20 protein-coding genes and 2 pseudogenes are annotated in these 20,648 nt (G+C 64.6%); 12 read left to right on the top strand and 10 right to left on the bottom strand.

Features of this window, described 5'->3' with window-relative positions; genetic code table 11:
- On the top strand, positions 1-882 hold an 882-nt coding region (locus AAIO73_RS19745), incomplete at its 5' end, for a zinc-binding dehydrogenase (protein ID WP_345880469.1).
- A 120-nt stretch (positions 883-1,002) separates the two neighbouring features.
- Here the strand turns inward: AAIO73_RS19745 and AAIO73_RS19740 are convergent.
- A complete protein-coding gene (locus AAIO73_RS19740; protein WP_147036810.1) occupies positions 1,003-1,293 on the bottom strand; it encodes an EAL domain-containing protein in 291 nt (96 codons plus the stop codon).
- On the opposite strand from AAIO73_RS19740, the gene AAIO73_RS19735 reads away from it, so the two are divergent.
- Positions 1,177-1,452, top strand: coding sequence for a hypothetical protein (locus AAIO73_RS19735; protein WP_345880471.1), 276 nt, complete (start codon positions 1,177-1,179; stop codon positions 1,450-1,452). The two genes, AAIO73_RS19740 and AAIO73_RS19735, sit on opposite strands and share 117 nt — an antisense overlap.
- 239 nt (positions 1,453-1,691) lie before the next feature.
- Here AAIO73_RS19735 and AAIO73_RS19730 read toward each other — a convergent pair whose 3' ends face one another.
- The 3 genes and pseudogenes from AAIO73_RS19730 to AAIO73_RS19720 form a co-directional block, all read right to left on the bottom strand.
- A complete protein-coding gene (locus AAIO73_RS19730) occupies positions 1,692-2,570 on the bottom strand; it encodes an ABC transporter permease (protein WP_345880465.1) in 879 nt (292 codons plus the stop codon).
- A 180-nt stretch (positions 2,571-2,750) separates the two neighbouring features.
- Positions 2,751-3,479 carry an IS21-like element helper ATPase IstB gene (gene istB / locus AAIO73_RS19725; protein ID WP_017977237.1) on the bottom strand — a complete coding sequence of 243 codons (729 nt, stop codon included), beginning with the start codon at positions 3,477-3,479 and terminating at the stop codon, positions 2,751-2,753.
- Positions 3,466-4,422 (bottom strand): annotated as a pseudogene (locus AAIO73_RS19720) (Mu transposase domain-containing protein); the annotation flags it as partial. The gene istB and the pseudogene AAIO73_RS19720, both read right to left, overlap by 14 nt.
- On the opposite strand from AAIO73_RS19720, the pseudogene AAIO73_RS19715 reads away from it, so the two are divergent.
- Both AAIO73_RS19715 and AAIO73_RS19710 read left to right on the top strand, forming a co-directional pair.
- Positions 4,423-4,713 (top strand): annotated as a pseudogene (locus tag AAIO73_RS19715) (integrase core domain-containing protein); the annotation flags it as partial.
- 104 nt (positions 4,714-4,817) lie between these two features.
- Positions 4,818-6,962: a TonB-dependent receptor gene (locus tag AAIO73_RS19710; RefSeq protein ID WP_037569529.1), complete on the top strand. Its 2,145-nt coding sequence runs from the start codon at positions 4,818-4,820 to the stop codon at positions 6,960-6,962.
- Positions 6,963-7,027: 65 nt separating this feature from the next.
- Here the strand turns inward: AAIO73_RS19710 and AAIO73_RS19705 are convergent, their stop codons facing one another.
- Positions 7,028-7,483 (bottom strand): hypothetical protein, encoded by a 456-nt coding sequence (locus AAIO73_RS19705; RefSeq protein ID WP_037569531.1) that lies wholly within the window; start codon positions 7,481-7,483, stop codon positions 7,028-7,030.
- A gap of 471 nt (positions 7,484-7,954) precedes the next feature.
- Between AAIO73_RS19705 and AAIO73_RS19700 the strand changes: the two genes are divergently transcribed.
- From AAIO73_RS19700 to AAIO73_RS19685, 4 genes are all read left to right on the top strand, one after another.
- Positions 7,955-8,629 carry a YgjV family protein gene (locus AAIO73_RS19700; RefSeq protein ID WP_082731248.1) on the top strand — a complete coding sequence of 225 codons (675 nt, stop codon included), beginning with the start codon at positions 7,955-7,957 and terminating at the stop codon, positions 8,627-8,629.
- Positions 8,626-9,192 (top strand): GNAT family N-acetyltransferase, encoded by a 567-nt coding sequence (locus AAIO73_RS19695; RefSeq protein ID WP_082731249.1) that lies wholly within the window; start codon positions 8,626-8,628, stop codon positions 9,190-9,192. The genes AAIO73_RS19700 and AAIO73_RS19695 overlap by 4 nt, the downstream gene beginning before the upstream one ends.
- A gap of 333 nt (positions 9,193-9,525) precedes the next feature.
- Complete coding sequence (locus AAIO73_RS19690; protein ID WP_231372556.1) at positions 9,526-9,759, top strand: arylsulfatase regulator; 234 nt, start codon at positions 9,526-9,528, stop codon at positions 9,757-9,759.
- A gap of 259 nt (positions 9,760-10,018) precedes the next feature.
- The gene (locus AAIO73_RS19685; protein WP_345880447.1) at positions 10,019-10,327 is read left to right on the top strand and encodes a hypothetical protein; all 309 of its coding nucleotides are present in this window, start codon (positions 10,019-10,021) and stop codon (positions 10,325-10,327) included.
- A 2-nt stretch (positions 10,328-10,329) separates the two neighbouring features.
- Here the strand turns inward: AAIO73_RS19685 and AAIO73_RS19680 are convergent, their stop codons facing one another.
- Both AAIO73_RS19680 and AAIO73_RS19675 read right to left on the bottom strand, forming a co-directional pair.
- A complete protein-coding gene (locus tag AAIO73_RS19680; RefSeq protein WP_007406368.1) occupies positions 10,330-11,589 on the bottom strand; it encodes a Y-family DNA polymerase in 1,260 nt (419 codons plus the stop codon).
- Between the two features lie 5 nt (positions 11,590-11,594).
- Entirely contained in the window at positions 11,595-12,008 is a 414-nt protein-coding gene (locus tag AAIO73_RS19675; RefSeq protein WP_007406310.1) for a LexA family protein, read from the bottom strand.
- 116 nt (positions 12,009-12,124) lie between these two features.
- Here AAIO73_RS19675 and AAIO73_RS19670 point away from each other — a divergent pair, with 116 nt between their 5' ends.
- Positions 12,125-12,574: a hypothetical protein gene (locus AAIO73_RS19670; RefSeq protein ID WP_007406364.1), complete on the top strand. Its 450-nt coding sequence runs from the start codon at positions 12,125-12,127 to the stop codon at positions 12,572-12,574.
- A gap of 162 nt (positions 12,575-12,736) precedes the next feature.
- Here the strand turns inward: AAIO73_RS19670 and AAIO73_RS19665 are convergent, their stop codons facing one another.
- The 3 genes from AAIO73_RS19665 to AAIO73_RS19655 are packed head-to-tail and all read right to left on the bottom strand — an operon-like array spanning position 12,737 to position 16,485.
- Complete coding sequence (locus AAIO73_RS19665; RefSeq protein ID WP_242417500.1) at positions 12,737-13,879, bottom strand: TniQ family protein; 1,143 nt, start codon at positions 13,877-13,879, stop codon at positions 12,737-12,739.
- 3 nt (positions 13,880-13,882) lie between these two features.
- A complete protein-coding gene (locus AAIO73_RS19660; RefSeq protein ID WP_147035902.1) occupies positions 13,883-14,806 on the bottom strand; it encodes a TniB family NTP-binding protein in 924 nt (307 codons plus the stop codon).
- A complete protein-coding gene (locus AAIO73_RS19655) occupies positions 14,803-16,485 on the bottom strand; it encodes a TnsB C-terminal domain-containing protein (RefSeq protein WP_147035901.1) in 1,683 nt (560 codons plus the stop codon). Before AAIO73_RS19655 ends, AAIO73_RS19660 begins: the two co-directional genes overlap by 4 nt.
- Positions 16,486-16,824: 339 nt before the next feature.
- Between AAIO73_RS19655 and AAIO73_RS19650 the strand changes: the two genes are divergently transcribed.
- Genes AAIO73_RS19650 through AAIO73_RS19640 form a run of 3 tightly spaced genes read left to right on the top strand, consistent with a single transcriptional unit; the run spans position 16,825 to position 20,576 of the window.
- Positions 16,825-18,507 (top strand): TnsB C-terminal domain-containing protein, encoded by a 1,683-nt coding sequence (locus AAIO73_RS19650; protein WP_168846375.1) that lies wholly within the window; start codon positions 16,825-16,827, stop codon positions 18,505-18,507.
- Positions 18,504-19,427: a TniB family NTP-binding protein gene (locus AAIO73_RS19645; RefSeq protein ID WP_168846376.1), complete on the top strand. Its 924-nt coding sequence runs from the start codon at positions 18,504-18,506 to the stop codon at positions 19,425-19,427. Before AAIO73_RS19650 ends, AAIO73_RS19645 begins: the two co-directional genes overlap by 4 nt.
- Before the next feature lie 3 nt (positions 19,428-19,430).
- Positions 19,431-20,576, top strand: coding sequence for a TniQ family protein (locus AAIO73_RS19640; RefSeq protein ID WP_345880435.1), 1,146 nt, complete (start codon positions 19,431-19,433; stop codon positions 20,574-20,576).
- Positions 20,577-20,648: the final 72 nt, after the last annotated feature.

Raw genomic sequence — 20,648 nt, 5'->3', positions numbered from 1 at the left:
GGTCTGTTTGCGGCCTGTGATCAAACCAATCCGAACGCCGAGATGGCCGCCAAGGCGATGGGCCATTCGCCCGCCGGGCTGTTCGGCTTCAGCCACATGCTGGGCGGCTACTGCGGCGGCCAGGCGGAGTATCTTCGCGTGCCGATGGCGGATGTCGGTCCGATCAAGATTCCCGACAACGTTACCGATGAGCAGGCCCTCTTCCTATCGGATATCTTCCCGACCGGCTACATGGCCGCCGAGAATGCGCAGATCGAGCATGGCGACACCGTCGCGATCTGGGGCTGCGGTCCGGTCGGCCAGTTCGCCATCCGCTCCGCGCTGATGATGGGCGCCGGCCGCGTGATCGCGATCGACGAGGTGCCCGAGCGACTCGCCATGGCGGAGGCCGGTGGCGCTGAGACGATTAACTTCGCCGAAACCGATGTCTATGACGAGCTGCAGGCGCGAACCAAGGGCCGGGGCCCCGACAGCTGCATCGATGCTGTCGGCTGCGAGGCGGCCGCGCACGGGGCGGCGGACGCGGTCATGGACAAGGTGAAGGCAAGCATGATGCTCGCCACTGATCGCGTCCACGTCCTGCGGCAGGCGATCATGAGCTGCCGCAAGGGCGGCACGGTGTCCGTGCCCGGCGTCTACGTCGGGATGGGTGACAAGCTTCCGATCGGTGCAGCGATGAACAAGGGGCTGACGATCAAGCTTGGGCAGACCCACGTGCAACGTTACACCAAGCCGCTACTGGATAAGATCGTCGCGGGCGAGATCGATCCCAGCTTTGTGATTACGCATCCGGCCAGTCTTGAGGACGCGCCCGAGATGTACGCCAAGTTCCGTGACAAGCAGGAAGGTGTAATCAAGGTTGTCATGCGGCCGCACGGCTGATTAGCGGAACAACCGGGAACAGGACGCTTATCGACGCCGATCGCCACCGCCGCTGTGCATTATGTTCAGCGGCGGTGTCGATCAGCTTGCGCCAAGTATGTCGGCAGATCTAGGTGTCAGTCAGGCTGCAACGGATGTTTCTTGCGGAGAGGCAACGAGCCATAGCCGCAGCGCTTCTTCCTCCATCGGACGGGCAAAATAGTAACCCTGCGCCTCCTCACATTCCAACTCGGCCAGGATCGCCGCGGCTGCGGCGGTCTCGACGCCCTCGGCAACGACCCGGTAGCCGAGATCGTGCGACAACGTGATCATCGACTGGACAAGCGCCCGTCCACGCTCGTCATCGGCCAGATCGCGAACGAACGATCGATCGGGCCGGTGCCCACCATCGCGGTCGCACCGATCGGACATACCGCGACGTTGCTGACCGTGGTGTCCATGGCGGCGCTCGGGGTCGATATCCGCACCGTCGCCAACGCTGGCGGACGGGTCACGCTGGCGGTGGTGATGTCGCTCCTCTGCTTGGGCGGAATCAGCCTGATGCTGATTTGCATGTTGAAGCTGTCGTGAGGGGCGGCGCGAAGGGCCTGAAGCTTGGCTTTTGGCGTTTGCCCGCTTACACCTCACCCGATCAACACCTACTCTCTCGAAGGTGGTGGTAGGACGCGCTTGAGGCACTTGCACGCTGCCAAGGTCCGTCTGCGAAAAGGGGATGCCGGCGTATTTCGGCAATTGGTACCGCTCCGTCACCTGTGTTTCGTGGCGGGGCGGTATCCGAACTCATCGGCTGTGTAACAACATGCAACCGATCAGCCCGCCGCATCGCTGGTCGGATCCTCGCGTCCGGCATGCGCTCGACCGAAGCACCAGATCGCCCCGTATCCGATCATCAACCCGATCAGAACCAACAGCGGGGTGGCGGCTTCAGCGATCGAAGCACCCATCTGGTTGAAGCGTATGAACAGGTGCATGGCGGCCGTGGCCGGTGAGAACCAAGCGATCGTCGCCAGCCAGCCCGGCATCTCATCGAGCGGCCATGCGAACCCGGCCAGGAAGACGAGCGGCACCGAGGTCGGCATCAGGAGCTTCAACGCGTCGTCGCCGCTGCGGAACAGGCTTCCTGCGACCAGTCCGAGAGCGGCTACCGTGGCCGCGAACACAGGAAGGGCGAGCAGCAGGCCGGGCACATTGCCGGTGCGTGGCACGTCCTGCACCCAGAACGCGAACCCGAACACGAACAGACCGGCAAAGATGCCGATCAGCGTCATCGCGATCCAGGTGCTGAGTGCGGTTGCCCGGTCGCGCTGCCAATCATCACGCCGACGTCGTTCAGCGATCAACCGCGCCGACGCGAAAAGCAGCGTTTGCTGAAGTATGATGTTGGCGATCGCCGGGAACACGTAGTCGCGATAACCGCCGGTGGTGTTGAACAGCGGCTGCATGACGATTGTCGCGCCGGACCCACTGTGACGAGCGGTGAGGGCCCCAGTCACTTCAAGCGCCTGCTCCCTCACGACGTCACCCAGCGCGCGGGCGATCCCTTCGGCACGCACGAAGTATGCCCCGTTGACGATCAAGGCCGCCCCCGCCCCGGGCCGCCCCTTCAGTGCCGCTCCGCCGAGACCTTTCGACAGGTAGAGAATGCCGTCAGCACGTCGTTGGCGCACTTCTTCACGCGCCGCCATCATGTCGGGTGTCAATCGGCGTCCAAAAAGGACCCCCTATCGGCGTGCAAAAGGGACCCCCTTCGTCGAGCAGCGTGACGGGTATGACGGGCGCTTTGTTCGCGCTGGTTGCGGCGTAGGGCGGGCGTAGCCCGACCGGAGGCGCAACCAGCGCGAAGCGTTCTCTGCCGGTGGTCCTGGGCGTCAACTGCGGTGCTTGAAGCGCCAGCTGTCATTGCCCGTTTCGACGATGTCGCAATGGTGGGTAATGCGGTCGAGCAGCGCGGTGGTCATCTTGGGGTCGCCAAAGACGGTCGGCCACTCGCCAAAGGCGAGGTTCGTGGTCACGATGACCGAGGTCTGCTCGTAGAGCTTGCTGACGAGGTGGAAGAGCAGTTGGCCGCCCGAGCGGGCGAACGGCAGGTAGCCAAGCTCGTCGAGCACCACCAGATCGAGCCGGGAGAGCTGGGCTGCCAGCGTGCCGGCCTTGCCAAGACGCGTTTCCTCCTCAAGCCGGTTCACCAGGTCCACCGTGTTGAAGTAGCGCCCCCGGGCGCCGGCCCGTACCACATTGGTGGTGATGGCGGTGGCGAGGTGCGTCTTGCCTGTGCCCGTCCCACCGACAAGCACGACGTTGCGCCGGCCCGGAAGAAACGAGCCGCTGTATAGCGAGCGCACCAGTCCCTCGTTGATGGGGGTGTCATCGAAGACGAAGGCGTCGAGGTCCTTCACCGCGGGCAACCTGGCGGCCGACATCCGGTAACGGACCGACGCTGCATGGCGGTGCGTCGCCTCGGCACGCAGCAGGTCGGTCAGGACCTCCATGGTCGTGCGCTTGCGCTGGAGACCGGTGGTGACCGCCTCGTCGAAGGCGCCAGCCATGCCCTTCAGCCCCAACTCGGTCATGGCCGTCATCATCTCATGCCGCTGCATGGAGACCTCGCAGGCTGTCATAGCGGTTGCAGTCGGCGCGGGGCGGATGGCGCAGCGCCAGGTCCTCGGGGGTGACAATGGTTAGCGGTCGTGGCGGTTCTCGCCTGCGGGCCAGGATGTTGACGATGACGTCGTCGCTGGCGGTGCCGGCCAGCAATGCTTCGCGCACGGCCGCTTCCACCGCCTCGAGCCCGTCATCGAGCACTGTCGCCAGCACCCGCACGAACCGCCGGTCGGCGTCGTCGCCGGCGCCGAGCTTGCGCCGCAGCCGTGACAGCGCAGGCGGCAACTCCCAGCCCTGGAACGGTGCGCCGTTGCGCAGGGCGCCCGGCTTGGTCGCCAACACCGGCAGATAATGCCACGGGTCGTAGATGGTCCGGTCCCGGCCAAAGAACCGGGGATGGTCGGCGACGACTTCACCGTCGCAGCGCACGACGATGCGGTCGGCATAGGCGCGGACCTGAACGGCACGTCGCACCACCCTGGCAGAAACGGAGTAGCGGTTGCGGTCGAAGCTGATGAGGCAAGTGCCGCTTACCGCATGCTCGCTCTCGTGGAAGCCGTCGAAGGGCGCGACAACAGGCTGGAGCACCGCCCGTTCGGCTGCCCATGCCTGGGCGACCGTCAGTTCCTTCCGCTCGGGATGCCGGTGCATGTCGGCCCAGCGCCGACACTCGGCCTCCAGCCAACCGTTCAGCTCCTCGAGGCTGGTAAATCGCAGGCGTGGCTGGAAGAAGCGGCCGCGCGCGGTCTGTACCTGGTTCTCGACCTGACCCTTCTCCCAGCCCGACGCCGGTGAGCAGGCGGTCGGCTCGACCATGTAATGGTTGGCCATGACCAGGAAGCGCCGGTTGAAGACCCGCTCCTTGCCCGTGAACACGCTCGTCACCGCCGTCTTCATGTTGTCGTAGATGCCGCGCGTCGGCACGCCTCCGAAGAAGGCGGCGTGAACACGCTCTACATCACGCCAGGCTCGCCATGGGAGAACGGCTACAACGAGAGCTTCAATGGCTCGCTGCGTGACGAGCTGCTTAACGGAGAGATCTTCTACAGCCTCGCCGAGGCCAGAGTGCTGATCGAGGCGTGGCGGCGCCACTACAACACCATCCGGCCACATAGCAGCCTGGGCTATCGCCCACCCGCACCAGAAGCGGCGACGCCGCCATTGCCGGCCTCCGGTTCCGCTTCGCTCCACCTGCGCCCGGCAATGGCGGCGGAGACGACAATGCACTAACTATCTACCCGGACCACCCGGTGGGGGCTGCTCACGAAGGCTATTGCGACGCACTCTCAAATCACCTATTGCGTTGGTGAGAGAGATTCGCAAAAGGGTCAACGGTGAGAAATCTTGGTATTGGAACTGCACTCGGCTTCGGGCTGCTCACCGTCCCGGCAATGGCTCAAGACCAGTTCCTGCCGGGCCCCGGCAGCACCTCGCAAACGATCATCGTGACCGGCGTCCGCGACGGCTATCAGATCGATGCGACCAGCACCGCCACGCGCACACCGACCGAGCTCAACGATGTCCCCCAAGCGGTATCGATCATCACGGAAACGCAGATCGACGACCAGGCGATGCGCTCTATTGCCGATGTACTACGCTATGTCCCCGGCGCCGTAATCTCTCAAGGTGAGGGACACCGCGATCAGATCATCCTGCGCGGGAACAGCAGCACCGCGGACTTCTTCGTCGATGGCTTGCGTGACGACGTGCAATATTATCGCGGCCTCTACAATGCAGAGAGGATCGAGGTTTTGAAAGGTCCCAACGCGATGATCTTCGGGCGCGGCGGCGGCGGGGGCGTGATCAACCGCGTCACCAAGCGCCCTGTCGCCAACGCCTTCATCAGCGGCAGCGGTTCGGCGGACACATATGGCGCATGGTATGTCGACGCCGACATCAGTCAGCCACTCAGCGAGTCCGTCTCCACCCGGATGAACGCCGTTTACGAGGAGTTCCGAAACAATCGCGACTTCTATGACGGGCGCCGGGTTGCGATCAACCCGACCGTCGCGCTCTCGCTCGGCGGTGCGACTCGGATCGATCTGGGCTTCGAATATAACAGCGACAAGCGAACGATCGACCGAGGCGTCCCCTCGGCCGTCCAGGGCTCGCTCACGAGCCCATCACGTCCGCTTACCGGCGTCCGCGACACCTTCTTCGGTGTGCCGGGGTTCAACGTCAGCGATTTCGAGGCCAAGGTCCTAAATGGCCGCGTTGAGCACCGCTTCAGCGACAATCTGACCCTGACCAGCCGGATCCTGTACGGTGATTATGACAAGCTCTATCGGAACGCCTTTGCGGTAACCCCGGTCACGCCGCGCGGCGGCGTCCGCAGCGTCGGCCTCGAAGCGTATAGCGATCCCACGACGCGCACGAACCTGCTCAACCAGAACGACCTTGTGTGGACCGTCACCACCGGCCCCGTTCGCCACGTGCTGCTCGCCGGCTTCGAAGTTAGCGACCAGCGCACGCGCAACCAGCGGATCAACGGCTTTTTCGGGGGTGGCGATATCGTCAATGGGGGGCGGCGCGTCTTTGTCGGGTTGGCCGACCCGATCACGGTGCCGCCGGTTACGCTGCGCACCGCCGCCAACACCGGCTACCGGTCGGTCCGCACGAACGCCGACGTCACTGCCTTCTACGTGCAGGACCAGATCTCGATCGGCGACCATGTCGATGTCATCGGCGGCGTTCGCCGCGACCGCTTCACGCTCAACGTCGACGACCTGGTTGCCGCACAGAGCTATAGCCGCACGGACACCCTGTGGTCTCCCCGAGTGGGCGTGGTGCTCAAGCCGGTGCAACCTGTCTCGATATACGCCAGCTATAGCCGGTCCTTCCTGCCGCAGTCGGGGGATCAATTCTCATCACTCGATATCACTAGCGCCGCGCTGGAACCGGAAAGGTTCGACAACTACGAGCTTGGCCTCAAGTGGGATATCCTGCCCACGCTGAACCTGACGGCCGCCATCTACCAGCTCGACCGCACCAACACCCGCGCGGCCGACCCCAACGACGCCGCGCGGACGGTGCTGACGGGTGCTCAGCGCAGTAAGGGGTTCGAACTCGGCCTTAGCGGTGCGATCACAGCACAGTGGCAGATCAGCGCGGGCTATGCGCTGCAGGACGCGACAATTCGCAAAACGACGAGTGTCGCCCCGGCCGGGCGCGAGGTTCCGCTGGTTCCCAAACAGCAGGCTTCGCTGTGGACCCGCTACGACCTCACCCCTCGCCTTGGGGCCGGGGTCGGGGTCTATCACCAGTCGAAGAGCTTCACCTCCATCAGCAATACCGCCATCCTACCCGCCTTCACGCGCGTCGATGCCGCAGCATTCTTCAAGCTCACCCCCCAGATCGAGGCGCAAATCAACGTCGAGAATCTGCTTAACAGCGATTATTTCTCGTCCGCCTACAACGACAACAACATCATGCCCGGCGCGCCGACGACGGTGCGCGCGACGGTTAGAATGAGGTTATAACGGCCAACTTGGTCGGTTGCGAGCATATGAACCTTGCAAAAGTCGGTGAGACGCCGCTGGCCGGTTTAGAAACCAGTCTTCGCCGATGGATCACAGGACTGGCGCATGAACTCCAGGGCATCACCGACGCGGCGCACCGCGTCGTTGTCCCCGACGAATATATCGAGACCCTCGTAGGGCTGCGCGCCCCCTTTGATCTCCACCGACGCCTGGGGCGCGTTGGCCGAGTAAAGCGGTCGGATCGCAACCACCTGATCGAGTTTCACGCTGAGGGCGCTTTTGTCGGCGAGCGTGAGCGTAACGAGGCAACCACCTTTCACTCCTACGCTCGTGATCCTGCTGCTCCGCACGAAACCCGGCCAAGGCTTTGCGACGGCTGTGCCGCGGGTCAGCATGTCCTGGATGAATTTCGAAGCACCCGCCACGGTTCGTGGCGCGGCAGGCACCGCTTGCTGAGCCGCCACGGGCGCGGCGCTGCCGAGCGAAAGTGCGCAGATCAATAGGTGAGGACGAAGGAGCATCAGTGAACTGTAGCCGACCCTAGTCTTGCGTGGCGATAGGGAAAGGCGGTGCGGGCGCCCGATGCCGGGCAGGAAACAACGGCACGCCACCCCTGTGATGGCCGTAGCCGTAATCACCTACGTCGAGCTGAAGAAGGCAATTCGCATAGCTCTCCGTTCCAGGCTGGAAGCCATAACTCGCACACGCCGCCCGATGGCGAGCGGCCATTTCTCGCGGACTGACACAGCCAGAAAGCACGAGCGACGTCGAGATGGCGAGAAGCTTGAAAGCGTCACGCACCATTGTCCTGGTCCAAACACGGGCGGAACCCAAAGGGAAGAGCGCCGCCCTAGGCGCAGAATGAACCAGTCCGCAACAAAAGCCAAATGCCATTGTGGCCGGGACTCGCGATGGGAAAGCGGTCGACAACAACGTCACATTAACCTTCTTCCTTCACGGTGGAAGCCGGACCAACCCCGACGCGAGCATAGATGTCGCTTTTCCTCGATCAGACGTTTGCGAGCACCGGGTTAGCTGCGATCCTATTCGGCATCGTCGGCCTCGGCTGCGTGGTGAGCTGGCCGCTCCTACCCTCGCGCCGGGGAGCGCTCATGGTGCAAGGCACCGGCGCGTGCGCCTTCGCGCTGCACTTCGCGCTGATCGGCGCGCCTACCGCTTCGGCCGCATGCGTTCTTTCCCTGATGCAGCTCACCGTCGCGCTGGTGGTTCGTGACCGGGTTGCCAAGCTCGCGCTCGACGGCGCGACGTTGCTCGCGCTGCTATTGCTTACCGTGGCGACCTGGCATGGGCTCCTATCCGGCCTTGCCGCTTGCGGCGGGGCTGCTTCCTTCATGGCACGGACCCAGCGATCAACGACGCGGATGAAGATGGTCTTTCTCGTGGCCGCCCCCTTCTGGCTGGCCCACAATCTTCTCATTGGCGCACCGTTCGCCTTGGCCGTTGATCTTGTATCTGTCGCAGGCAATCTGCTTGGGCTTTTTGCCTTTTGGAAGCGGAAACAGCGTGGAGCGGACGGGCCACGCAGCCTAAGCTGTCCGACGCAGCTTTCCCCACGTCACGCTTTCCGCTCTGGTCACCTATCCCTCGGCAAACTCGCGATTCCAAAGCGCGCGCGCGCGTTACAGGGAGCCCAAGTCTTCACATGACACAGGCGATATACGCGCCCCCACTCCCGCCGGCGCGTTCGATAGCTCAAGTAGGCGGAAAGCGGAGTTGGAGCGAGCCACGCCCGGCGAACCTTGCCGACGCTAAAGCTTTGGTACGCTTGAAGATCGCCCTCGCTCGCGAAGCGGAACATATGATCTTCGATGTCCGAGATCGAGGGGAACTCCTGCGCCGCACAACTGTGGAGCTGAGCGCCGCCGTAGCCGGCGAACGAGGCATCTTCGTCCTGCAACGCATAGGCGACCTCGTCGGCTACATAGATGTGCGGAGCGTGTGCATCGAAGGCGCTGCCGAATTTGCCTCGTTTAATCTGGCTATCCGGACACGGTGGCAGGGACGTGGGCTCGGAACAAGTCTGGTGAAATCCGCCGAGGAATGGGTACGTCGCCGCAGGATACCTTTCCTGATCTTCCACGTTGCTGTTCGCAACGACCGGGCGTTCGCACTCTACCAACGGCTTGGCTATACCGTGTGCGGAGATGTGGTGGCGGCCAACAAAGAATCGGGCGCTACACGTAGCGGCGTGTGCTCGCAAACAGCCTGATTTCCTGCTCACGCTTTCTGCCACTGGCGGGGAGCGTCCTGCTCGAATTATCTGCCAGTGTGCTCGCCATCACCGGCGCTGCTTGCAAACGGGGCGTTGTGCTCACGCTCCGTGCCAATGGGCTCTCCAAACCCGTAGCCGGCAAGCGCTTTTGCGAAGCAGGTTTCCAGAACAGTTCTGACAAGCGGCGGGCCGCAGAAATGCGTTGTCGTCATGGCCCGCCCGCGAGGTCGTCAGAAAGGAAGGTTTTCGCGAACAGGGCCAGCGCATAATAGGCGATGACACCACGCAAGCGGAAAGGGTGCGATGACCAAAACCGAAATGCTGGAGACGATGAAACGCCTCGACGCCCATGCGAATGCCCTGCTGCTGATCGGTGCTTCCGATATCGATCTGCTCGGCGGCATGTTCGACGTGATGCCGGACTTCAAGGCGCTGCTCGATGCCGGATACGGCGAAGAGATCGAGAGAAACGCCGGTCGCTTCCCCGGCCTGCACCGCTACGCCGTCATGCTCTCAAATATCGCCGAAGGGATCGCGGACGGCTCCATCCGGGTGCCACGCTGACGCCACTCCCGCTGGCAGATAATGTGAGCAGGCGACCATGACTGCGAGCAGCGCCGGATGATGGCGAGCACATTGGCAATTAGCGTGAGCAGACTGCTCCGCCCATTGTCAGATAATCCGAGCAGAAAATCGCTCCGTTTGCGAGCACACGCCGCTACGATTGCAAGCGCCTACATGTATCCATAATCGCTCCCGCGACCGGCACGATGCTGCCGCCAAATCGTTGATGGCCTGACGGAAATTCGAGGGAGAACATCGAATGCGTAGCCTGGTTGCTGTGTTCACGGTCGGGATATTCGCGATCGCGCCCCCTGCCGGCGCGCAGGACATGCCCGGCGCAGTCGATCTGGGCGCGCAAGCGCGCACCCAGGTTCAGTCAGCGACTGCTCGTGGCTATGCCGAACGGGGCGGGGCGGCGACCGCGCGAGGTCCGAACGGGGTGCCACTGTCCGCTCGCGCGAAAAGCTATTGCGACAGCTATTCCGCACGGTTGCGCCAGTACGGCGCGAAGGATGGGCGAGTGATGAAGCTGGCAGCGGCCTGCCGGCAGGCAGGCTATCGCTATTGATCTCACCGCGCGATCGGCACCTGATCGATCCGCGTGGTCCAGGACGGGCTCTTGAAAGCACGCTTGGTGTCGTAGCTCTTCTGGCCAAAGCCCTCGGAGGCAAGCCGCATCGTGTTGCGGCCGAACCGCCCGTTGAGCCCGTCGATCGCGGCGAGCAGGGCAGGGGATCGCGGATCGGGCACCGCGAACAGGTCGGCCTGGTGCGCGGTCATCGGCTCCAGCCCCTCGAGCATGACGCCGCACTTGGTGTAGACGCCGCCAGTTTCGTACATGACATCCGCCATGCGGCCCGCCATACCGCCGATCACGCGCGGATCATTGGTCGCCGGCGACAGCCGCGCTATGCGCGAGGCGGACGGCGCGTTGGGCTTGAACCGGCTTCCGTGGGCAAAGGCGATCAGGCGGGTGGCAGCGAGATCCTGCGCGCGGATCTTCTCGGCCGCGCGGACCGCGCGGCGCACCATCGCCTCGCGCAGCGCCGCGACCTCGCGCACCGGCTCACCGAAGCAGCGGGTCACCGCGGTCGCCTTGGACGGGGGCGGCTCCGGCTCGAAATCGGTGCATTCGACGCCGTTCAGCTCGCGCACGAGCCGCTCCAGCACCACCGTCCCCACGTCGCGCGCGACCTCCGGGGGGAGGGCGGCAAGATCGGCCGTCGTCCTGACGCCGAGCGGTCGCAGCCGCTCGGTCATCGCTCGCGCGATGCCCCAGACCTCCTCGACCGGCCATTGCGCGAACAGGCGCCGCCGCAGCTCGATGTCGTGCAGGTCGACCACGCCCTTCCAGACCTTCTCCGACGCCTTGGCGAGGGCGTTGGCAACCTTGCTCAGCGTCCGGGTCGGGCCAAGCCCGATGCGGATCGGCAGGCCCGTCGCACGCTTGACGGCCGCGATCACGCGGTGCGCGGCCGCCACGTCGCCCAGGCCGTTCGGGAGCACCGGCAGGCGAAAGAACGATTCGTCGATCGAGTACACCTCGACCGTGCAACTGTGCTCGGCGAGGACCTGATTGAAGCGACGATTCATGTCGGCATACAATTCGTAGGAACTGCTGCGGTATTGGATGCCATGCTCGCGGACGATATCACGAATCTTGAACATCGGCGCACCCATCTTGATGTGCAGCGCCTTGGCCTCCTCGGAGCGCGCGATGGCGCAGCCGTCCCCGTTACTCAGCACGATGAGCGGTTTATCGCGCAGCGACGGGTCGAATACCCTCTCCGACGAGCAATAGAAGTTGGAGACGTCAGCGATCGCCCACATGGCGGTCAGCCCTGCAGGTTGCGCACGGAGGCGCGGACGACGCCCCACACTTCGACACTCTCATCCGCGATCACCGCGTCGTAGCGCATCCGCGCGTTGCGGGCCTCGAGGACCGGCTTGCCGTCGCGCCAGACCAACTGGCGGATCACGAAGCCCCCGTCGACCACGGCGATGACGATGCGGCCGCTAACCGGCGTGGCGTCGCGATCGACCACCACCACGTCGTCATCATAGATTCCAGCGTCGATCATGGACTGTCCGCTGACCCGGAACACGAAGCTGGCGGCGCGGTCGAGGCGCAGCAGCGCCACGAGATCGATCGCGGTTTCCTCCCAGTCCTGGGCAGGCGAGGGGAAGCCAGCGCCGGCCGCGCTCACCACCCTCAGGCGAAACGCTGGCGGCAGATCGGCGATCGGCATCGGTTGGGACAGGGGAATCACACACGCGGACATGCGCGCATGATATGCTGGATAAGAACATGAAGGGAACGAGATTTTCCTTTTGTTCTCATTTCGCATGACTCATAGAGTCATGGATGCCGATCCGCCCCGAAAACCGCTGGCTGTACCCGATCGACTGGCCGCTGCTGTCGGACCAGATCCGGTTCGTGCGGGCAGGAGGGCGCTGCGAACGCTGCCGGCGACCGCATCTTCGGCACGTCGCGCATCTGGGCGATGGGCGCTGGTGGGATAGCGAAGCGCGATGCTGGCGATCGGGAGAGGGGCGACGGGTGAAGGTCGGCGACCTCTTCGCGCTCGACGTCGTGCGGATCACCTATGTCGTGCTGGCCTGCGCGCATCTGGATCATGATCCTGGCAATAGCGCGCCGCGCAATCTCGCCGCGCTATGCCAGCGATGTCACATGCTCCACGATGCCGAGGAGCATCGCTGGCAACGCTGGTGGAATGCGTTTCGGCTGCGCGCGCTGCAGGATCTTTACGAAGATCCGCGACACGCTCGCGCGCGAGAACGACGGCGCGGCTAACTCGCGACTGACTGGCAAGCCTTAGCTGCGAAAAAGCCACGTCAGTCTCTGCAAGAACGATGCCGGAAATCTGCTAAGCCATTGGTTTAACATAAGATATATTATCGGACTGGCGGATTTCTGTTCCTTCAGAGATGCTTACGTGCCGTCCGACGGGCATTGTCACCCGCTCAGCAACAGTCGCTCGCGGTGCCGCTGATCCCGCTCGGCCCGCCACGCGTGAAACTGCGCCAGAACGCTTTCGGCGTCCATACCAGTTCGTCGCTGATGGGCCTCAATGCGGACGCGTAGGCGTGCCGGCCAAGCCGTGCTGTTTCGGATCAGGGTGGCCTGCACCCAGCGAGGCACGTAGCTGAGCAGCTTCTCCAGAATGTGGCGCTCGCGAAACGGCAGATGAGCGCCCGACATCAGGCGGCTGACGGGCTCGTCGGCGAGGAGCGCTACCACCGCGCTGAGAATGTGAGCTCGGCCGTAAGGCGAAAGCTCATGGTAGGGCTGTTCGTCCCAGGTCTGTGGTTTGTGCTCCGGCATGATCGGCAGCACGGGGCAGTCGACCAGGTTAATGTAACTGGTCCTGAAGAGGCTCGGCGCCAGCAGCGCCCGGGTGAGATCGCGCAGCACGGTGAGGAACTGGCGGGCGGGCACCGGCTCCATCCCCGGCAAGCATGCGGGATGCCCGAGCAGCGCCTTGCGGACCTCCCCGTCAAACGCAAACAGGATCGAAAGCGCCGCAGCCGTCTCTTCCGGCTCGAAATACGCCGCTGGTGTCGGCTGCGTCCAGCGGCTTGCCCTTAGCGGGGTGCCGCAATCGCCGCACACGAACTCGATGCCATTCGACCAGATGAACCGCGGCGCGTGTCTCGGCCGACAACGCCGACAGTAATCCTGTCGCCAAGCGCGATGCTGGTGACAGAAGACGATCGGCAGCGCCGCCTCTGCGTCCAGGTAAGCTCCGCCCGCCTCGTGCGCTTCGGCAAGGCAGTAGCGGCACCAGGCGAGATCGAGTTCGCCTCGCGCTCGGCCGAAACCGTCGATGCTTGGCAACCAGTCCACCGCCAGCCCTGGCCAGCGGCGCTTGACCCCGAGATTGAGCACGACATCCAACGCGACCCGAAGACCGGCTGCGACGCTTCTCGCCTCGTGCGGATCCCAGCGGACATCCGGCTGCGCCTTCGGACCGGCCGTCCATAGTGCCTCCCGAAGCTCGGCGACCGATACATCGTAGAAGGCCGCGGTCCGTCCGAGCCAGGATGACGGCAACTCGTCGGAACGAGGACGCGGCGCGAACGGCAGCGCTCCCGCCACGGCTCAAGCAGCCGCCGTCGCCCGCCCGCGTCCACGGCGCTGGGCTAACGCCTTCATGCTGACGGAGGGAAGCACAAGGTCGTCGGCGTCGAGGTCACTCACTTCGATACGCTCGGTGCCGTTCTCGATTGCCCGCACAGCGAGCGTTTCGACGAGCCGGAAGATGCGGCCGGTGTTCCCGTCGCTGAGGTCGAGGATAGCGGTGCGGCATCGCTCCTCCTCCAGCTGAGATGGCTTGCGCAGAGGCAGGATCGCGGCGAGCGTGACCATCAGCAGCCGAAATGGCTCGTCGTTCTGCCACCGGACCAGCTCGACCGCGTCGAACCGCTCGGCCAGTGCCGCATCCGTGAGCAGCGCCGCGCGCGCCTCGTGGTTGCCGGTGCAGACGAGCGGAATCTGCAGGTCGTTGGCCAGATAGCGAAGCGTGTTGAGGAAGACGCGCTGCTGCCGTGGCGTGCAGGCCAGCATGTGGTTGATCTCGTCCAGGATCAGCATACGAGCACCCACCTGCCCCATGATCCGGCGGGTGAGCTGCCGGGCTCGCTGGACGTCGCCGCGCCCCGCAAAGCCGGCGCCAAGCTTCTCGAGAACCTCCCCGTAGAACTCGCCATCGGTCGGCTGTGGCGGCAGCTGAACGGCCACGACCGGGATCGTCGCCGTTCCCGTTGTGTCGTTGAACCCGCGCGGGTTCTCCGCCTCGAAGCGCTCGACGATGCGGGACTTCCCCATCCCGGTCTGGCCGTAGATCAGGAGGCACGGCATGCGCGTGCGCGGCGGGTAGCGTAGCATCGCATCCAAGGTCTTGCGCACGGTTTCCGCCTTCGGGAAGCCGAGCCAACGATCCATGCGGATCCAGGCAATTCGCTCCTTGTCGGCCCACATCGCACGCTCGCGGTAGTCCTCGGCAAGATGCGACAGATCGCTCATCTGGGCATCTCCTCGACGAGGTACGGTAGCGCCTGCCGATCACCGCCCTTATCCGTTCCCGAGGCACCCGGCAGAGCTGTGGCTCTGTCCTCCTCAATGGTGGGCTTGCCGCTGCTTCTGGCGCGCCGTGCATCAGCCAAGGCTGCCCTTGTCCTCTGGAGCGCGAGCCGTGCGGCCTTCGTCTTGTGAGCGGCTTCCGCTACGATCAGCCGCTGTGTCTCGACCGCCTGGAAGATCAGCGTCTCGTCGACCGCTTGCTGACCACGCTCGCGCAGGGTGCGAACCGCCTCCTTCTGTTCCCAGCGGGTGATCGCCGGCCGCCGGAGGTCACGATAGGGCACCTCGAGGTGCTCGCCATGCGGGAGCTCGAGCCAGATGCGAGAAAGGTCACGCGGGTCCCACCGGATCGGCATGGCCTGCCCGGGTCGCGTGTACCAGCAGGACAGCGCGTCATCCCAGTAGTGCGTATGGAACAGTTCGATGCCGTGCGGGGTCACCGCGCGTAGTTCGCAAGGCAGGAAGTCGAAGAGGAAGCTGGCGCGATCGACCGGCAGCCGCGCCAGCTCCGGCCGCCGTTCCATCGCTTCGGCCCAGGCGAGCGCCGGCGGGATGCCGATGCCGCGGTGTCGCTCTGCATGGTACGGCCCAATGATCTGTGCGGCGAGCCAGCTCTCCAACTCGCCCAGCGTCATGCACGCTTGGGCTTCGGAGTCGTATTCGCCTCGCTCCGCCACGTTGGAGAACGTCGTGCCGGGCAGAAGATGGACAGCGCCCATCACTGTCCCGATCAGCCGCTCGATATGGCCACCGAAGTGCGGACGCCGAACCGGACGATACTCGAGCGAGATCGAGTGGGCACGGCAGCCCCGTTTCAGAGCGTCGGAGCGGTGCTCGCGCGCATTGTCGAGGTGTAGCCGATCCATGAGACCCTGATTGTCCCAAGGTGCCTCCATGCCGCGCTCGGCCAACCAGGCGGTCTTGGGGAGAACGGCTTGGCGCATGCACATGCCAACCGACACGGCCGAGGGTGCAAGCATATCGAGGTGGAACCCCGGTACCGTGCGGCTCGCGATATCGATCATCAGCGTGAGCCACGGCCGACCGATGGGCTTTCGATACAGATCGTCGACGACGATCACGTCGACCAGCGTGTGATCCGATTGCACGAGCTCCAGCGCGTAGCTGGCATCCAACACGCCTCGCGTCGGCTCCCACTTGTCAGCGGCGGCTTTGGACCCTTGCCTACGGGCCGTGACGGTCTGGGGAGGCAGTCTGTCCAATCGTGCTTGGATTGCCTTGGTGCTGGGCACCTTCAGCCCGATCTTCTGCGCCTCATGTCGGAGCCAGCGGCGGAGCGCCTGCACGTTCGGCTTCTCGAGGGTGAGATAACACTCCGCGATGCCTCGGGCGATCAACTGCTCGGCAGCAGATGAGAGCCGCCGCTCTCCCCTCTCCCGCCCTCGCGGGCGCGGCAACAGCGAAGCGGCAACGGGCGACGCCCGATAAAGCTGGAGAAGCTCATGAAAACGGGCGCGACCCAGCCCAAGCTTATCCAGCGCTTCGGCGGCTGCGTTGCCCGGGATGCGGGTCAGCGCAGCAAGTGGGCGGATGATCTTCTCGCGGCGGTGCGCTTCTGCCCAATTAGCGTCGCTCGCCGTCTTCAGGTCCGCGGTTCGCATGGTACGACGCCTCGGCTGATCCAGCCTGGCAAGCGTCCGCTCTTTTGGGGAGAATGTCCACCATTTCAGGAGTGGACTGACGCCGGGCGACGCTCGCCGTGTGCGTCCACCGTTTCAGGACAACCGACAAGCGCGCGAAATCTGGCCATCACCTTTTTAGCGGGAATCGGTGTTATCGCTAGAAAGAATGATCCGGAGGTGCCCGATCATGTCGGTTCTCCTGAAAGGGTGGACTCGCGGCTAGATTACCGCTGGGCGACGACCTGCACCTGAAACAGTGGACATTGTTCTCGAAACAGCGGACGATCGCCCAGCTGGGACCAGCCGAGGCGTCGTGCCATGCGAACCGCGGACCTGAGGACGGCGAGCGACGCCGACTGGGCGGAGGCGCATCGCCGCGAGAAGATCATTCGCCCGCTCGCCTTGATGACGCGCGTGCCCGGCGATGTGGCCGCCAAAGCCATGGTCCAGCTGGAACTCGGCCGCGCTCGCTTCCACAAGCTCCTGCAACTCTACCGAGCCTCGCCCGCTGCGGCGTCACTGCTGCCGCGACCGCGAGGAAGGGAGAAGGGGGAGCAGCGGCTCTCGGCCGCGACTGAGCAGCTTATCGCTCGCGGCATCGCTGATTTCCACCTCACGCTCGAGAAGCCCAGCGTTCAGGCGCTCCGCCGCTGGCTGCGACACGAAGGAACGAAGATCGGGGTCAAGGTGCCCAGTACCAAGGCGATCCAAGCGCGGTTGGACCGGCTCTCTCCCCAGATCGTTACGGCCCGCAGACAGGGCGCCAAGGCAGCCGCTGACAAGTGGGAGCCAACGCGAGGCGTGCTCGAGGCGGCCTACGCGCTTGAGCTCGTCCAGTCGGACCACACGCTGGTCGACGTGATCGTTGTCGACGACCTGTACCGCAAGCCTATCGGCCGGCCCTGGCTCACGCTGATGATCGACGTGGCGAGCCGAACCGTGCCCGGCTTCCACCTCGACATGCTGGCGCCGTCCGCTGTTTCGGTCGGCATGTGCATGCGACACGCCGTTCTCCCCAAGCGGGACTGGCTGGCCGAGCGGAGCATGAAGGCACCGTGGGACAGCCAGGGGCTCATGGATCGGCTGCACGTCGACAACGCGCGTGAGCACCGCTCAGACGCGCTGAAGCGCGGCTGCCGAGCTCATTCGATTGCGCTCGAATATCGGCCGGTGCGTCGGCCGCACTTCGGCGGTCACATCGAGCGGCTGATTGGCACGATGATGGGGGCCGTCCACCTCCTACCCGGAACAACCTTCTCTAACGTCGCCGAGCGTGGCGACTACGATGCGGAAGGTGAGGCCTGCATGACGCTGAGCGAGCTGGAAGTCTGGCTCGCCGCGCAGATCATCGGCCCATATCATGCGGAGCGGCACCGCGGGATCGGCATTCCGCCCGCCCTTGCTTGGGCCGAGGGGGTGGAACGACGCCCGGAGCTGGTCCGCCTTCCGGCCGACGATGCCGCGTTCCTGTTGGACTTTTTGCCCTGCGAGCTGCGCGCCGTGACACCACACGGCATCGAGCTGTTCCGCACACATTACTGGGATGATGCCCTATCCTGCTGGTACACGCGGCCGGGGCAGACGATGCCGGTGCGCTGGGATCCCCGCGACCTTTCGCGCATCTGGCTCGAACTGCCGCACGGCGAGCACCTCGAGGTGCCCTACCGCGATCTGCGGCGCCCCGCGATCACCCGATGGGAACAGAGGGAGGCGGTTCGCACCCTGCGAATGCGCGGCCAGCAGGCTGTCGACGAGGCGCTGATCTTCCAGGCTGTAGAAACGCAGAGGCTGATCGTCGCAGACGCGGCGCACAAGACCAAAGCCGCGCGGCTCGCGCTTCAGCGGACCAAAGCGGCCCTGCGCGACGCTCGACGTGCGAGGGATGGCAGCGAGCTACCGCTCGAGCAGGTAACCCCCGCCGTTGGTTTATCTGCGGTCCAGGAGAGGACGGGCGGCGATCAGCAGGCGCTTCCGTATCTTGTCGAGGAGATGCCCCGATGAGCAACCTCTCCCACCTCGCCGATGGTTATCGCGATCGTGCGCTTTGGCCCGACGCCGACCGGATCGCCTGGATCCGCAAGGACCGGTGGCTCGGCTTTCCGAAAGCGGAGACGGTGCGCAAGACGCTGGACGCGATGCTGCGCTATCCGCCGCGCACGCGCATGCCGTGCCTGCTGATCTACGGCCAAACCGGCATGGGCAAGTCGCGCATCGTGGAGCGCTTTGAGGCAGAGAACCCGCGCGGGTTCAACGAGGCGATCGGCGTGGCGACGATGCCGGTCGTGGGCGTCCAGCTTCCACCGCAGCCGACCGACGGCGAGTTCTACGGCGAGGTGCTCGAGAAGCTCGGCGCCGGCTTCGCCGGTCGGGGGGACACGCAGCGTGCGCGCCTCCTGACTCGCCGGCTGATGGGGCAGGTGGGTGCTCGCATGCTGATCCTGGATGAGATCAACCACATGCTGGCCTGCACGCCGCGCCAGCAGCGCATCTTCCTCAACACGCTCCGCTACCTCGCGAACGACCTGCAGATCCCGCTCGTCTGCACCGGCAACCACGAGGCGCAGGCTGCGCTGCTCACCGATGCGGCGCTCGCCGAGCGGTTCGATGCGGTCGAGCTGGCTCGGTGGCAGAACGACGAAGCGTTCCGCCTGTTGATGGTCACGCTGGCTGCGATCCTGCCGCTTCGGAGACCTTCACAGCTGGAAGAGGAGCGTTGCCGCACGTCGGTACTCGATCTCTCCGACGGCAATACCGGGCGCATCTTCCGCCTCGTCGAGACTTTGGCTGTTCGTGCGATCGAGAACGGCAGCGAATGCATCGAGGCCAGCGACCTCGATGCCGACGACCTCATGCTGCCGTCGGTCAGCATGAAGGTGATTGCTCAGCGCCGAGGGCGGGCACGGGCCAGGGAAACGGTCTGAGCCGTGCCGGGCGCGCTGCCGATCGCTCCACGGCCTCATTCTGACGAGCTCATCTCCTCCTGGCTGGCGCGCATCGCCGCTTGTTACGAGGTGTCCATCACTGAGTTGCGGCAGGAGCTATCCCCGGACAGTCCAGGCACCAAGGTCAGAGCGGACGTAGGATGGAAGGGGTCGGAGGCGAATTCCGCGGCGCAACGGCTCCGCGTCGATCAGGATGCGATCATGCGCCTCAACCTGAAGCGCCGCTGGCCGTGGCTGGTGACCGCCTGGTTGCCACGAACCGACGGAAAAGGGCGAGCGCGAGGCGAGCTCGATCTCGCCTGGTGCCATGTCTGCCTTGCCGAGGGCCACGCCACCGGTGGCGCCTACCTCGATGCCGAAGCGGCGCTCCCGCTCATCTTCTGTCACCGGCACGGCACCTGGCGGCAGGACTTCTGCCGCCGCTGTCAGCCCCACCATGAGCCCCGCTTCAGCTGGCGGAGCCGGATCGAGTTCACCTGTGCCGACTGCGGCGTACCCCTCAGAACAAACTATTGGAGCGGCCCGAGACCCGCGTCCGACTGTGGGTCGGAGGAGGTGTCCGGCGCCTTGAACCTGCTGGTCGCCTTCGATGGCGAGTTGCGGAAGGCGCTGGTCCGCAGGTCTGCGTCGCTGACCGGGATAGGGCAGGTCTCGGCTCGGCAGTTCCTCGCCGTGTTGGACGGGCTCACGCGAGCTTTGCTCGCGCCCGACATCAACCGCACCAGCCGCATCAACTTGTTCAACAGCCCGCTGCTGCCGAACATGCCAAATCACGAGCCGCAAACCTGGGAAGAGCAGCCCTTTCACGAGCTGTCGCCTGCATATCGTGCTCACGTCTCATCCGCTGTCATCGGACTGCTGTCGGACGAGCCGGTCAGCCGCCTGATGTCGGGCGTCAGGCCCGCTTACAAATGGCAATCGCTCGAATGGCTGCTCTCCACCACGCCCAAATGGGTCCAAGCGATGTTGATCCAGAACTGCAAGGACTGGCCGGCACCGCTGCGCGTTCGCGTTGGCCTGCACCATAGTCGAACTGGGCTGGACGTTGCCGACATTTTGGCGCAGTTTCTCGCGTGGCTCGCGGAGGAAGAGCAACGCCAGCGCGAGCGGGTGTCGCTGATCGGGTGAAGGCGCCGGAGGGGCCTAAATGCTTACGCCGATTAGCAAATCTGGTAGTTCGATAAGAAAGATTATGTTAAA

It is taken from the genome of Sphingomonas epibiotica, from assembly GCF_039615155.1.
Taxonomy (GTDB): Bacteria; Pseudomonadota; Alphaproteobacteria; order Sphingomonadales; family Sphingomonadaceae; genus Sphingomonas.
Note: the sequence above shows the minus strand (reverse complement) of the source record. Positions and strands in the feature narration are given on the sequence as shown.

Coding starts and splice junctions, on each gene's coding strand:
- AAIO73_RS19740 (WP_147036810.1), bottom strand. CDS start 1,293: ATGTCCGATCGGTGCGACCGCGATGGTGGGCACCGGCCCGATCGATCG.
- AAIO73_RS19730 (WP_345880465.1), bottom strand. CDS start 2,570: ATGATGGCGGCGCGTGAAGAAGTGCGCCAACGACGTGCTGACGGCATT.
- istB (WP_017977237.1), bottom strand. CDS start 3,479: ATGCAGCGGCATGAGATGATGACGGCCATGACCGAGTTGGGGCTGAAG.
- AAIO73_RS19705 (WP_037569531.1), bottom strand. CDS start 7,483: ATGCTCCTTCGTCCTCACCTATTGATCTGCGCACTTTCGCTCGGCAGC.
- AAIO73_RS19700 (WP_082731248.1), top strand. CDS start 7,955: ATGTCGCTTTTCCTCGATCAGACGTTTGCGAGCACCGGGTTAGCTGCG.
- AAIO73_RS19695 (WP_082731249.1), top strand. CDS start 8,626: ATGACACAGGCGATATACGCGCCCCCACTCCCGCCGGCGCGTTCGATA.
- AAIO73_RS19690 (WP_231372556.1), top strand. CDS start 9,526: ATGAAACGCCTCGACGCCCATGCGAATGCCCTGCTGCTGATCGGTGCT.
- AAIO73_RS19685 (WP_345880447.1), top strand. CDS start 10,019: ATGCGTAGCCTGGTTGCTGTGTTCACGGTCGGGATATTCGCGATCGCG.
- AAIO73_RS19680 (WP_007406368.1), bottom strand. CDS start 11,589: ATGTGGGCGATCGCTGACGTCTCCAACTTCTATTGCTCGTCGGAGAGG.
- AAIO73_RS19675 (WP_007406310.1), bottom strand. CDS start 12,008: ATGCCGATCGCCGATCTGCCGCCAGCGTTTCGCCTGAGGGTGGTGAGC.
- AAIO73_RS19670 (WP_007406364.1), top strand. CDS start 12,125: ATGCCGATCCGCCCCGAAAACCGCTGGCTGTACCCGATCGACTGGCCG.
- AAIO73_RS19660 (WP_147035902.1), bottom strand. CDS start 14,806: ATGAGCGATCTGTCGCATCTTGCCGAGGACTACCGCGAGCGTGCGATG.
- AAIO73_RS19655 (WP_147035901.1), bottom strand. CDS start 16,485: ATGCGAACCGCGGACCTGAAGACGGCGAGCGACGCTAATTGGGCAGAA.
- AAIO73_RS19650 (WP_168846375.1), top strand. CDS start 16,825: ATGCGAACCGCGGACCTGAGGACGGCGAGCGACGCCGACTGGGCGGAG.
- AAIO73_RS19645 (WP_168846376.1), top strand. CDS start 18,504: ATGAGCAACCTCTCCCACCTCGCCGATGGTTATCGCGATCGTGCGCTT.